This window comes from Nocardia sp. NPDC047038, from assembly GCF_040644075.1.
Classification (GTDB): domain Bacteria; phylum Actinomycetota; class Actinomycetes; order Mycobacteriales; family Mycobacteriaceae; genus Nocardia; species Nocardia sichangensis.
Genome location: NZ_JBEYVQ010000001.1, coordinates 1358128 through 1371539 on the forward strand (window position 1 = coordinate 1358128; position 13412 = coordinate 1371539).

At 69.3% G+C, this 13412-nt stretch carries 10 protein-coding genes; all 10 read left to right on the plus strand.

Annotated features, from left to right (window positions below; all coding sequences use genetic code 11):
• Positions 1–11 precede the first annotated feature (11 nt).
• The 10 genes from metH to ABZ824_RS06570 all read left to right on the plus strand — a co-directional run bounded on the left by metH (position 12) and on the right by ABZ824_RS06570 (position 13373).
• A complete protein-coding gene (gene metH, locus ABZ824_RS06525; RefSeq protein ID WP_356962028.1) occupies positions 12–3608 on the plus strand; it encodes a methionine synthase in 3597 nt (1198 codons plus the stop codon).
• A gap of 654 nt (positions 3609–4262) precedes the next feature.
• Positions 4263–6083: a protein kinase gene (locus tag ABZ824_RS06530; protein ID WP_356962029.1), complete on the plus strand. Its 1821-nt coding sequence runs from the start codon at positions 4263–4265 to the stop codon at positions 6081–6083.
• A gap of 146 nt (positions 6084–6229) precedes the next feature.
• Positions 6230–6931: an HAD family phosphatase gene (locus ABZ824_RS06535; RefSeq protein WP_355077503.1), complete on the plus strand. Its 702-nt coding sequence runs from the start codon at positions 6230–6232 to the stop codon at positions 6929–6931.
• Positions 6932–7090: 159 nt separating this feature from the next.
• The gene (locus tag ABZ824_RS06540; RefSeq protein WP_355077505.1) at positions 7091–7954 is read left to right on the plus strand and encodes an arpA protein; all 864 of its coding nucleotides are present in this window, start codon (positions 7091–7093) and stop codon (positions 7952–7954) included.
• Positions 7955–7998: 44 nt separating this feature from the next.
• The gene (locus ABZ824_RS06545; protein ID WP_356962031.1) at positions 7999–8835 is read left to right on the plus strand and encodes a class I SAM-dependent methyltransferase; all 837 of its coding nucleotides are present in this window, start codon (positions 7999–8001) and stop codon (positions 8833–8835) included.
• Positions 8832–10646: a choline/carnitine O-acyltransferase gene (locus ABZ824_RS06550; RefSeq protein WP_356962032.1), complete on the plus strand. Its 1815-nt coding sequence runs from the start codon at positions 8832–8834 to the stop codon at positions 10644–10646. The genes ABZ824_RS06545 and ABZ824_RS06550 overlap by 4 nt, the downstream gene beginning before the upstream one ends.
• 120 nt (positions 10647–10766) lie before the next feature.
• On the plus strand, positions 10767–11030 hold the full coding sequence (locus tag ABZ824_RS06555) for a phosphoribosyl-ATP diphosphatase (protein WP_039798430.1): 264 nt from the start codon (positions 10767–10769) through the stop codon (positions 11028–11030).
• Positions 11031–11077: 47 nt separating this feature from the next.
• The gene (hisG, locus tag ABZ824_RS06560) at positions 11078–11929 is read left to right on the plus strand and encodes an ATP phosphoribosyltransferase (protein ID WP_356962033.1); all 852 of its coding nucleotides are present in this window, start codon (positions 11078–11080) and stop codon (positions 11927–11929) included.
• 113 nt (positions 11930–12042) lie between these two features.
• Complete coding sequence (locus ABZ824_RS06565; RefSeq protein ID WP_355077510.1) at positions 12043–12177, plus strand: hypothetical protein; 135 nt, start codon at positions 12043–12045, stop codon at positions 12175–12177.
• On the plus strand, positions 12177–13373 hold the full coding sequence (locus tag ABZ824_RS06570) for a putative sulfate exporter family transporter (protein WP_355077512.1): 1197 nt from the start codon (positions 12177–12179) through the stop codon (positions 13371–13373). Before ABZ824_RS06565 ends, ABZ824_RS06570 begins: the two co-directional genes overlap by 1 nt.
• Positions 13374–13412: the final 39 nt, after the last annotated feature.

Below are 13412 nucleotides of genomic sequence, written 5' to 3' on the forward strand. Positions count from 1 at the left end.
CGCTGGAACGCATGTCTGCGTCCGTCCCCGCCGAGTTCGACACCACGCTACTCGACACGCTGCGCCGCCGTGTCGTCATCGGCGACGGTGCGATGGGCACCATGCTGCAAGCTGCCGATCTGACCCTCGACGATTTCCGCGGGTTGGAGGGCTGTAACGAGATCCTCAACGACACCCGCCCCGAGGTCCTGCGCGGCATCCACCGCGCCTATTTCGAAGCGGGCGCCGACGCGGTGGAGACCAACACTTTCGGCTGCAACCTGCCCAACCTCGCCGACTACGACATCGCCGACCGGATCCGCGACCTCTCCGAGCGGGGAACCAGGCTGGCCCGCGAGGTCGCCGACGAGATGGGACCGTCTCCCGACGGTACGCCACGCTACGTGCTCGGCTCGATGGGGCCGGGCACCAAGCTGCCCACGCTCGGTCACGCCCCGTTCGCCGCGCTGCGCGACGCCTACACCGAGGCCGCCCTCGGCATGCTGGACGGCGGCGCCGACGCCATCCTCATCGAGACCTGCCAGGACCTGCTGCAGGTCAAGGCGGCGGTGACCGGCAGCAAGCGCGCGATGGCGAAGCTGGGCCGCCGGATCCCGATCATCACGCACGTCACGGTGGAGACCACGGGCACGATGCTGGTCGGCAGCGAGATCGGCGCGGCGCTCACCGCGCTGGAGCCCCTCGGCATCGACATGATCGGCCTGAACTGCGCGACCGGCCCGGACGAGATGAGCGAGCACCTGCGCCACCTGTCCCGGCACGCGCAGGTGCCGGTCTCGGTGATGCCGAACGCCGGGCTGCCGGTGCTCGGCGCGGACGGGGCGGTCTACCCGCTCACCCCCGAGGAACTGGCGGTCGCGCTGCGCGGGTTCGTCACCGAGTTCGGCCTGGCCCTGGTCGGCGGCTGCTGCGGTACCACGCCCGAGCACATCCGCCAGGTCACCGCCGCGGTGCGCGAAGTCGAGCCGGCCCTGCCGCCGATCGCGCAGCGGCGCGCGCCAGTGCACGAGCCGAGCGTGTCCAGCATGTACACCGCGGTGCCGTTCGAGCAGGACGCCTCGGTCCTGATGATCGGCGAACGCACGAACGCCAACGGCTCCAAGGCATTCCGTGAGGCCATGCTCGCCGGGGACTGGCAGAAGTGCTTGGACATCGCCAAGGACCAGACCCGTGACGGGGCACACATGCTCGACCTGTGCGTCGACTACGTCGGCCGGGACGGCACCCGCGACATGTCGGAGCTGGCGAGCAGGCTGGCCACCGCTTCGACGTTGCCGATCATGCTCGACTCCACCGAGGCCCCCGTACTGCGGGCCGGGCTGGAGCACCTCGGCGGGCGTTGCGCGGTCAACTCGGTGAACTACGAGGACGGCGCCGGTCCGGATTCGCGGTTCCAGCAGACCATGCGCCTGGTCGCCGAGCACGGCGCCGCCGTGGTCGCGCTGACCATCGACGAGGAGGGCCAGGCCCGCACCGCGGCGAAGAAGGTGGAGATCGCCGAGCGGCTGATCGCCGACATCACCGGCAACTGGGGGCTGTCGGAGAGCGACATCATCATCGACACGCTCACCTTCACCCTGGGCACCGGCCAGGAGGAGTCGCGCCGCGACGGGCTGGAGACCATCGAGGCCATCCGCGAGCTCAAGCGCCGGCATCCACGGGTGCAGACCACCTTGGGTCTGTCCAACATCTCCTTCGGCCTCAATCCGGCCGCCCGGCAGGTGCTCAACTCGGTCTTCATGCACGAATGCGTCCAAGCCGGTCTGGATTCGGCGATCGTGCACGCCTCCAAGATCCTGCCGATCAGCCGTATCCCGGAGGATCAGCGCGAGGTCGCGCTGGATCTGGTGTACGACCGCCGTGCGGAGGGCTACGACCCGCTGCAGAAGCTGATGGCGCTGTTCGAAGGCGTGTCCACCTCCTCGTCGAAGGCGTCGCGGGCGGAGGAACTGGCCGCGCTGCCGTTGTTCGAGCGGCTGGAGCGGCGGATCGTCGACGGGGAACGCGCCGGGATGGAAGCCGACCTGGACGCGGCCATGACCGAGGTGCCGCCGCTGCAGATCATCAACGAGACCCTGCTGGCCGGGATGAAGACGGTCGGCGAGCTGTTCGGGTCCGGTCAGATGCAGCTGCCGTTCGTGCTGCAGTCCGCCGAGGTGATGAAGGCCGCCGTCGCGTACCTCGAGCCGCACATGGAGGCCACCGACGACAGTGGCAAGGGCCGCATCGTGCTGGCCACCGTGAAGGGCGACGTGCACGACATCGGCAAGAACCTGGTCGACATCATCCTGTCGAACAACGGCTACGAGGTGGTCAACCTCGGCATCAAGCAGCCGATCGCCACCATCCTGGACGCGGCGGTGGACAAGAAGGCCGACGTCATCGGCATGTCGGGCCTGCTGGTCAAGTCGACCGTGGTGATGAAGGAGAACCTCGAGGAGCTCAACGCCAAGGGCGTGGCCGAGCAGTTCCCGGTGCTGCTGGGCGGTGCGGCGCTCACCCGCTCCTACGTGGAGAACGACCTGACCGAGGTGTACGAGGGCGACGTGCACTACGCGCGCGACGCGTTCGAGGGTCTGCGGCTGATGGACGACATCATGACCCGCAAACGCGGCGGCGACCTCGACCCGGACAGCCCGGAAGCCATCGCCGAGCGGGAGAAGGCCGCCGAGCGCAAAGCGCGCCACGAGCGCTCCAAGCGGATCGCGGCGGAGCGCAGGGCGAACGAGGCGCCCGTCGTGGTGCCGGAGCGCTCCGACGTCGCGGCCGACCTGCCGGTGTCGGTGCCGCCGTTCTGGGGCACACGGGTGGTGAAAGGCCTCGCGTTGCACGAGTATTCGGGCCTGCTCGACGAGCGAGCGCTGTTCCTGGGGCAGTGGGGCCTGCGTGGGCAGCGCGGTGGCGACGGTCCCGGCTACGAGGAACTGGTGGAGACCGAGGGCAGGCCGCGTCTGCGCGCCTGGCTGGACCGATTGAGCACCGAGGGCGTGTTGCAGCATGCCGCGGTGGTGTACGGCTACTTCCCCGCGGTGTCCGAAGGCGACGACGTCATCGTGCTGTCCGAACCGGAACCCGATGCGCCGGAGCGGTACCGGTTCACCTTCCCGCGGCAGCAGCGCGACCGGTTCCTGTGCATCGCCGACTTCATCCGTTCGCGGGAGTACGCCCGCTCGACCGGTCAGGTGGACGTGCTCCCGTTCCAGCTGGTCACGATGGGTCAGCCGATCGCCGACTTCGCCAACGAGCTGTTCGCGGGTGACAGCTACCGCGATTACCTCGAGGTGCACGGCATCGGCGTCCAGCTCACCGAGGCGCTCGCCGAGTACTGGCACCGCCGGATCCGCGAGGAGCTCGTCCTCGACGGTCACGCGGTCGCCGACTCCGACCCGGCCGACGTGCTGGAGTACTTCAAGCTCGGCTATCGCGGCGCCCGCTACTCGTTCGGCTACGGCGCCTGCCCGGAGCTGGAGGACCGCGCCAAACTGGTCGACCTGCTCGAAGCCGATCGCATCGGCGTCGTGCTCTCCGAGGAGTTGCAGCTGCATCCGGAGCAGTCCACCGACGCCTTTGTCCTGCTGCATCCGGAGGCGAAGTACTTCAACGCGTAGCCGTTCGCCGATGCGGCGCGGCGCCGACGCCCGAGGGTCTCGGCGCCGCGCTGTCAGCGCGAACGCGGCTGCCCGATCGTCAGGCGCGAGGCTTTGGAAGCCGTATCGGTACGTCGCCTTTGCCGCAGGTCGGCATCGCTGCTTCCGGACGCTCTCGACCGTCGATCGGTCTGCCGAGTGCCCGGGGCGCGCCATCTTCGTCTCGCGGATCGGGCGTAGGCGCGCGGAGTCCAGCGGACGTGAGCGCCTTTCTCGGCCTGTCCGTCCGTTCGTGGTCCGCAGCGGGCGTCGCGGCCGGACGGCGATCAGTGGTGGACTGTGAGCAATAGCGAGATGCTCTCGTGTGAAGGGCCTTTGCTACCTGCCCGGATGTCATGTCTCGCGTGCATCGGGGCGCTCGTCGGCGCGTCACAGTGGCGGGCGCGCGCGGTTTACCTGGGCGATCGTCCGTGCCCGCACCGGGAGGTGGCTGTGTGTCGGGTGGATGTGCCATTGTCGAAGGCGTTGTAACTGCATCCGGGGCAGTCGGCGGATGCGTTCGCGTCCCTGCTCAGTGGTGCAAAGCACCTCGGCGCGTACGCTTTCGGAATTCTTCCGGGCTTGCGTGTGGAGTGCGAGACGGCTAGGCGCGCAAGTAGGAAGAGGCACACCACGATGACGGCGGATCGATTGATCGCGGGACGTTACCGGCTCACGGATCCGATCGGCACCGGCGCCATGGGTGTGGTGTGGCGGGCCACCGACGTCCGGCTGCAGCGCACCGTCGCGGTCAAACAGGTTCTCCTCGGTCCCGGACTCACCGGATCGGCTGCGCTGGAGGCGAAACGGCGTGCCATGCGGGAGGGGCGGATCGCGGCGCGGCTGCACCACCCGAACGCCATCACCGTGTTCGACGTGGCCGAGGAAGACGGCCAGCCCTGGCTGGTCATGGAGTACCTGGACGCGCCGAGCCTGGCGACCAAGCTGTCGGGCAACCGGACGCTGCCGCCGCTGGAGGTCGCCCGGATCGGCGCGCAGGCGGCGAGCGCCTTGGCCGCGGCGCACGACGCGGGGATCATGCACCGGGACGTGAAGCCGGCGAATCTGCTGGTCGCCGACGACGGCACGGTCAAGATCACCGACTTCGGCATTTCCCGCGCGGTCGGCGACGTGACGGTCACGGCCACCGGGTTTCTCGCCGGGACGCCGGCCTACCTGTCGCCCGAGGTGGCGCGCGGCGAGGACCCGGAACCGGCTTCCGACGTCTTCGCTCTCGGTTCGACGTTGTACGCGGCGGTGCAGGGCGCTCCACCGTTCGGTGAGAGCGACAACCCGCTGGCCCTGCTGCACGCGGTGGCGCGGGGCGAAATCCCGCCGCCGGAGGCGGCCGGCTCGCTGGGGCCGGTGCTGATGTACCTGCTCGCCCCGGCCGTCGCCGACCGCCCGACCATGCGGGAGGCGAAAGCGGTCCTCGAAGCCGTCGCGGCGGGACGGGGTCTGGAGCTGCCCGCATCGGTGACCAAGGTGATTGCCGCCCCCGCCGCCGCGACGACCGTGCTGCCCGACCCCGCCGCTGCCGTATCGCCGGAGCAGTCGGACGACACCGGTGTCACCGCGGTCGTACCCGCCGCTGTGCCGGGTCCGGCCGTGCCGCAAGGAGTTACGTCACGGCCGGTGCCGAGGCGGGCCGGGGTGGCGACGACGTTGCGGAGTGTTCTGAGCGGCCGGCAGCGCCGCCGACTGATCGCCGTGGAAGTCGCCGCGGTGGTCGGGGTGCTGATCCTGGTCGGCATCATCGCAATGCTGGCCGGCGTGGACGGCGAGGGTGGCGACGCGCCGACGTCGTCGGTCGCGCCTCCGGCCGCCGTGGCGCCCGAGAACACGCAGGCGCCGGCCGACGCGGCCGGAACCGAGCCGCGACAGGCGCCGGTGCAAGCTCCCGCTCCAGCCCAGGCGCAAACATCCGCCTCTTCGGCGCCCGCGCCCACTTCTGGGCCCGTGCCGGGGCCCGCGCCCACTTCAGCGGGTGCCCCGCTGCCCCCGCCTGCCCCGGGAACCACCCCTCCGGCGCAAACGACGAACCCCGCGCCGAGCACCACTCCGCCGCCCAGCACCACGCCGCAGTCCACGTCGAGCCCTGCCCCGACCACCACGGGCCCGGCCACCACCGCGACGACGACCCCGTCCGGTCCGCCGACACCCGACCGGATCGCCTCGTTCATCCAGGGCTACTACGGCATGCTGCCCACCAACGTGTCCGGCGCCTGGACGCAGCTGGCCCCCGGATACCAGGCCAAGACCGGCTACGACTCATACGTGAACTTCTGGGGCACGATTCGCTCGGTGAGCGTGGGCTCGGTTACGCAGAACGGCGCGAATCGGGCGGTCGTCGCGTTGACCTACACCTTGAAGAACGGCACGACGACTTCCGAGAGCCGCTGGATCGAGGTCGTCGGCGACAGTGCCAAGTTGCAGATCGCCGCATCGGGTACCTAGGGGACACGGCCGAGCCTTGGCCTGCGTCATCGAGTAGCCCAGCCATCCGAGGGTGAGCAGGCTCGGCTGCGGAGCGGCTCCGTCCCGGCGGTACGGTTCGTGCGGCGGCCGGGTGATCTCGGAAGGTTCGCAACGGTGCCCGCGACATGGACGAGAGCTGGGAGAAGGACCGAAACGTGACAGCGCGACTGGCCGGAGTGCTCTGGGACATGGACGGCACGCTCCTCGACTCGGAGAAGCTCTGGGATGTCGCGGTGCGGGAACTGGCACGTGAGCACGGTCACGAGATGACCGATGCGATCCGGCACGCGCTGATCGGGGCGTCCGGCCCGAACGCGCTGCGGATCATGTTCACCGGCTTGGGCATCGAGCCGACGCCGGACTCGTTGCGTGCGGCGGGGGAGTTCCTGGAGCGGCGGGTGACCGAATTGATGACCGGCCCCATCCCGTGGCGGCCTGGTGCGAAGGATGCGCTGGCCATGGTGCGCGCGGCGGGGCTGGCCAGCGCGCTCGTCACCAATACCAAGCGGTCGCTCACGGAGTTCGGTCTCGACACGCTGGGCCGGGACTTCTTCGATGTCTCGGTCTGCGGCGACGAGGTGGCGCACGGCAAGCCGGAGCCGGATGTCTACCTGCGCGCTGCCGAGCTGCTCGGGCTCGATCCGGAACAGTGTGTGGCGGTGGAGGATTCGCCGACCGGTACGCGTGCGGCGCAGGCCGCGGGCTGTGCGGTGGTGGTCGTCCCGTGCGAGATTCCGGTGCCGCACGCGCCGGGGCGGGTGTTCCGGGATTCATTGATCGGGCTGACCGTCGCGGAACTCGAAAACGCTCTGCGCGTGCGGGATTGAGCCATCTGGGTGGCTGCGGCGCGCGACGTTCGCGCACGGGCCATGCCGAGAGTTACTGTGCCGCAACGGGTGTGCGTGCAGATGATAGGTGTGACCGTGATCACCGGCAATCTCGCCGAATCCCGGGCGTGTCGGCGACCGCTCCACCAAAATGACGCCATGGCAGCGTTGGGCGTCCTCGACGAGATCGTAGATACCGGACGGTATCCCCTGGCGGAGGCGGAAGGACCCGCGCTGCGGGAAGCGGTTCGGCGCGCCCGTGCGGAACTGGCCGACACCGGCTGCACCGTGCTGCGTGGCTTCATCCGCCCGGAACTGACCGAGACGTTGCGGGCGCAGGGCGAGCTGATGGCCCCGCACGCGCACTACGAGGTCGAGCGGGTCAACGCCTACAACATTCCGCTGGACGCCGACCTGCCGGAGGACCATCCGGGCCGGATCGTGCTCGAGCGGGGCAACGCCTTCGTGCCCCGCGACCGCATCCCCGCCGACGCGCTGATCCACCGGCTCTACACCGACGAACTGTTCCAGCGATTCGTCGCCGACTGCTTCGACCTGTCGGAATTGCACGAATTCGCCGATCCCCTGGCGGGACTGTGCCTGAACGTCGTCGCGCCGGGCATGTCGCACCCCTGGCATTTCGACACCAACGAATTCACCGTCTCGATGCTGACCCAGCCCGCCGAGGAGGGCGGCGTCTTCGAGTACTGCCCCAACATCCGCACACCCGAGGCGGAACACCTCGACGACGTCCGCGCCGTGCTCACCGGCACCGGCGAGCGCTTCGTCCAGCGGCTCGAACTGCGTCCGGGCGACCTGCAGCTGTTCCAGGGTCGCTTCTCGTTGCACCGCGTCTCACCCGTCGACGGTGCGCGTCAGCGCCATTCGGCCATTTTCGCCTACACCGATCGTCCCGGGATGGTCGGCACGGTGGAGCGCACCCGGCAGTTGTTCGGCCGCGTGCTACCCGACCACCTAGCCGCCGCGGCCGACGCCGTCCGGGGCGATCGACTGCTCGACTGAGCCGAACGGCTCGACTGACCGAGCTCGACCCGAGAGGACCGACAGTGCCAGTGCCGTTAGACACCACCGGGAAAGCGTCTTTCGACGATATCTACGTCCGCCCCGATCCGCGCGCCTACTACGCGCGCATGTCCGAATTGGACTACCGCATTCCGGAACTGGCGAAACCGTTCTTCCAGCAACAGATTCGGGAATACCGCGCGTCCGCCCGGGTCGCCGTGCCGACCGTGCTCGACCTCGGCTGCTCCTACGGTGTGAACGCCGCGCTGCTGCGCCTCGACACCACGATCGGCGAGCTGGCCGAGCATTACGCCGCCGCCGACACCGATCGGGCCGGTCTGATCCGGCGCGACCGAGACCGCGTCGCGGGGCGGGCCGCGGTGGAGGACGTCCGTTTCCTCGGTATGGACGCCGCCCGCCCAGCCCTGGAGTACGCGCGGGAGGCCGGGCTCCTGCACGACGTCGTGCACGCCGACCTCGAGTCCGGCGAGCCGACCGACGAGCAGCGCGCCCTGCTCGCGACCGCCGATCTGGTCGTCTCCACCGGCTGCGTCGGGTACATCACCGAGAAAACCTTGACCCGAGTGGCCACCGCGCACCCGCGCAGGCGGCCGTGGATGGCACACTTCGTACTGCGCATGTTCGACTTCGCACCGATCGAGGCGGAACTCGCCGCGCTCGGCTACCGGACCGAGCACGCGCCGGGGTTGTACGAGCAACGCAGGTTCGCCTCCACGGCCGAACAGGCGCAAGTGCTGAACACCCTGTCCGCCAACGGGATCGACACGACCGGCCGGGAAGACCAGGGCTGGCTGTATGCCAACCTGTACGTGTCGAGGCCGCTGCCGAAACATCACGCCGACACCGAGGACTCGCATTGACCGAACGCACCTTCGCCGCCGACGACCACCTTCCCCGGGTGCCCCTGCCGACGCTGGAGGACAGCTGTGGCCGGTTCCTGCAGTGGTGCGAGCCGCTGCTGACCGCCGACGAGATCGCCGCCACCCGGGCCGCGGTCGACGACCTGTTGCGACCCGACGGTCCGGGGCGCACGCTGCACGCGGCGCTCGCGGAGTACGACGCGACGCCCGGCGTCGGCAGCTGGCTCGACCTGTTCTGGCCGTCGCGATACCTGGGCAGGCGGGACCGGATCGCCCTGAACGCGAACTTCTTCTTCCTGTTCCGGGACGACACCCCACTGGCCGCCTCCACCGCCGCGACTCAGGTGGACCGGGCGGCGGGCATCATCTCCGCCGCCGTCGCCTACAAGCTGGCCCTCGACCGGGAGGCCATCCCGCCGGTGACCCAGCGCGGGCAGCAGCTGTCCATGTGGCAGAACAAATACCTGTTCTCCGAGACCAGGATTCCCGGCGTGGAGCAGGACACGGTCCGGGTCCCCTACAGCGCGGAATGGCCGGGTCACTCGCAGGCCCGGCACATCGTGGTGTTCTTCCACGGCAGCACGTTCCGGATGGACGTGGTCGGCCCGGACGGAGCGCCGTACTCGCCGGAGGATCTCGCCGACGGGCTGCGCGCGGTGCTGAAGGCGGGCGCCCGCCCGGCCCGCACCGACACCGCCGTCGGGCACCTCACCACCAAGGCCCGCGCGGAATGGGCCCAGAGCAGGCAGCGGCTGCTGGCCGAGCCTGCGAACGCCGCGGCGCTGGACACCATCGAGACCGCGCTGTTCGCCGTCTGCCTCGAGGACTTCGCCCCGCGCGACGAACTGCACGCCTGCGACGAGTTGCTGCACGGTGACAGCGCGAACCGGTGGTTCGACAAATCGGTGTCCTTCGTCGTCTTCGCCGACGGACAGGCGGGCATCAATGTCGAGCACTGCGGACTCGACGGCACCACCATCCTGTCGTTCGTGGACACCCTGCTGGAAACCTCGGTGCCGGAACACGCCGCCCACGCCGGCGCACAGGCGCAGGGACTGCCCGCGGTGGAGCCGGTCGAGTTCGTGCTCGACGAGGCGCAGCGCGGCGATATCGCCGCGGCGGCCGCCGCCTTCGCCCAGTACGCCGCGGCGAACGCCACCCAGACGGTGTCGTTCCCGGACTTCGGCACCGCCAGGGCCAAGCAGCTCGGCATCTCGCCGGACGCGTTCGCGCAGTTGAGCTACCAGCTGGCCCATCGGCGCAGCAAGGGGCTCACCGGCGCGACCTACGAGTCCATCGCGACCAGGCAGTACCGCAACGGCCGCACCGAGGCCATGCGGGTGATCACCCCGGAGATGATCGCCTTCGTGGACGCGATGCAGGACCAGGACGCGAGCGCCGAGGCGAAGCTCGCCGCGGCGCGGACGGCCGCGTCCGCGCACGTGGAGCGGGCCAAGCAGTGCCAGGCCGGGGACGCGCCCGAGCAGCACCTGTGGGAGCTGCAGTGGATCCAGCGCCGCCGCGGCGCGGAACTGGGCGTCACCGACCCGATCCCGCTCTACGACAGCCCCGGCTGGACGATCATGCGCGACGACTACCTGAGCACCAGCTCGGCGCCGTCGGTCAACATCCGCTACTTCGGTTTCGGCTCCACCAGTCCCCGCTGCATCGGCATCGCCTATGTCCTGCTGCCGGACCGCTGGAATCTCTACCTGGCCACTCCGAAACCGGTCGCCGACCAGATGCACGCGTTCGCCGACCACCTCCGCACGGCGGTCGCCGACCTGCAGGCGCTGCTCGCCGGGAACTAGCCGCTTTCCGCCCGGTTCCTCCGCACCCGGTCAGGGGTGGAGGAACCGGGCGGTCGCCGTTACCGGCCATCGTGGGCCGGAGCAACAGACCCGCATCCGGGTCTGAAACAATGGCTCATCGTGAAGAACTTCGAATCCCTGTTCGCCGAACTGCAGGATCGTGCGGTCAACCGCCCCGAGGGGTCCGGAACCGTTGCCGCGCTGGACGCAGGCGTGCATACCCAGGGTAAGAAGGTGCTCGAGGAGGCCGGTGAAGTGTGGCTGGCCGCCGAACACGAGAGCGACGAGTCGCTCGCCGAGGAGATCTCCCAGCTGCTGTATTGGGTGCAGGTGCTGATGGTGGGTCGCGGGCTGAAGCTCGAAGACGTGTACCGACATCTGTGATGACGGCCGTCCGACACCCCGTTTCTCCTCCCGAAAGGACTCCCTCCATGCTGCGCGTCGCAGTCCCCAACAAAGGCGCCCTCTCCGAATCCGCCGTCTCGATCCTCGCCGAGGCGGGCTACCGCAAGCGCACGGATTCCCGCGATCTGACCGTGCTCGACCCGGCCAACCAGGTCGAGTTCTTCTTTCTGCGGCCCAAGGACATCGCGATCTACGTCGGTTCCGGGGAGCTGGATCTCGGCATCACCGGTCGTGATCTCGCCCTCGATTCCGGCGCACCGGTGCAGGAACGGCTCGCCCTCGGCTTCGGCCGCTCCACCTTCCGTTACGCCGCCCCGGCCGGACGGGAGTGGAAGGTCGAGGACCTCGCCGACAAGCGCATCGCCACTTCCTACCCGAACCTGGTACTCGACGATCTGCGCGGCCGCGGCATCGAGGCCGAGGTGATCCGCCTCGACGGCGCGGTGGAGATCTCCATCCAGCTCGGCGTCGCCGACGCCATCGCCGACGTCGTCGGCTCCGGGCGCACGCTGCGCCAGCACAACCTCGTCGCGTTCGGTGAATCGCTGTGCGACTCCGAGGGTGTGCTGGTCGAGCGCAAGGACGCCGATCGCGGCGACCGGGCACGGAATCAGCTCGTCGCCCGGATCCAGGGCGTGGTCTTCGCCCAGCAGTACGTCATGCTGGACTACGACTGCCCGAAGAATTTGCTCGACGAGGCGTTCGTCATCACCCCCGGGTTGGAATCGCCGACCGTGGCGCCGCTGGCCGACACCGGCTGGGTCGCGGTGCGCGCACTGGTGCCGCGCAAGCAGAGCAACGAGTTGATGGACAAGCTGGCCGATCTGGGCGCGAAAGCCATCCTGGCCACGGACATCCGCTCCTGCCGCGCATTCTGAACGCCGGATTCGTCCGATACGCCTGATTCGTTCAGGCTGAGCGCAATCGGTGTGCCCTGTGACCGGGGGTTGCTACCGTGCGGCCTCTCGATGAGGAAACGCAAGGAGCCCCCGTGTCACAGTCACCACCCGAGGAGCAGTCGGGCAGCACATTCACCTGGAACGAGGACTGGCTGGCGGCGATCGCCGGGCTGATCCTGATCGCGCTGGTCCTGCTCGGCGCGATTCCGGATTGGCTGGTGCCGTGATGGCCGAGACCGGCGCCGAATCGGCGAAGGAATCGAAGGCTTTGGCGGACAAGGATTCCGGCGTGGCCGCACCCGGCGGAATCCCGTCATCCGAGACGGAAGCGGTGCAGGCGACGTCCCGGCCGACCGCCGGGACCATCGCGGCCGGTATCGCGGTCGTGATCGTGCTCGGCGCCCTCACCCGCTACTTCGAGACACACGTCCCGCAGTGGGCAGTGGGCACTCCGTTCCAGCGCGTCGCCAAGTCCGTCGAATACCCGGTGTACGCCATCGCCCTTGGTCTGCTCGGCAATGTCGTGCTGAGCAAACTCGCACTGCGCGACCGGCTTTCGGCGGGATTCCGCACCGAATTCTTCATCAAGACCGGCGTGGTGCTGCTCGGCGCTTCGATCAACCTGAAGGTCCTGGTCACCGCGGCGGGTCCGTCGATCCTGCAAGCGCTGCTGCTGATCACGGCCGTGTTCGGCTTCACCTGGTGGCTGGGCGGACGCCTCGGGCTGGACGACAAGCTGCGCGCGCTGCTGTCCTCGGCGGTGTCGATCTGCGGTGTCAGCGCGGCCATCGCCGCGGCGGGCGCGGTGCAGGCGCGGCGCGAGCAGATCGCCTACGCGGCCTCGCTGGTAATCGTCTTCGCGTTGCCCTCGATCTTCCTGCTGCCCTGGCTGGCGGAGGTGCTCGGCTTGTCGGACGCGGTCGCGGGCGCCTGGATCGGCGGCAATATCGACACCACGGCGGCGGTCGCGGCCTCCGGCGCGATCGCGGGGGAGAAGGCGCTGCAGATCGCCACCATCGTCAAGACCACGCAGAACGCGCTGATCGGTGTGGTCGCCATCGCGCTGACCGCGTACTTCACGCTGCGCGTCGAGCGGGCGCCCGGTGCGGTGCGGCCCTCGCCGCGCCAGTTCTGGGAGCGGTTCCCGAAGTTCGTGCTCGGCTTCATCGCCGCCTCGGTCATCGGCACGCTGTACCTGCAGGCGGTGGACAAGAAGTCCGGTGCGGCGCACATCGCGATCATCAACGATCTGCGCACCTGGTTCCTGATCTTCGCGTTCGTCTCCATCGGCTTGGAGTTCTCGCTGCGCGGACTGCGGGAAGCGGGCTGGCGGCCGGTCGTGGTGTTCGGGTCCGCGGCGGTCGTGAATCTCGCGGTGGGTCTCGGACTCTCGGTGCTGCTGTTCCACAATTTCACCGCCTGAGCGTCGGCCCCATGGATACGCAGCCGAAACTCGGGCACG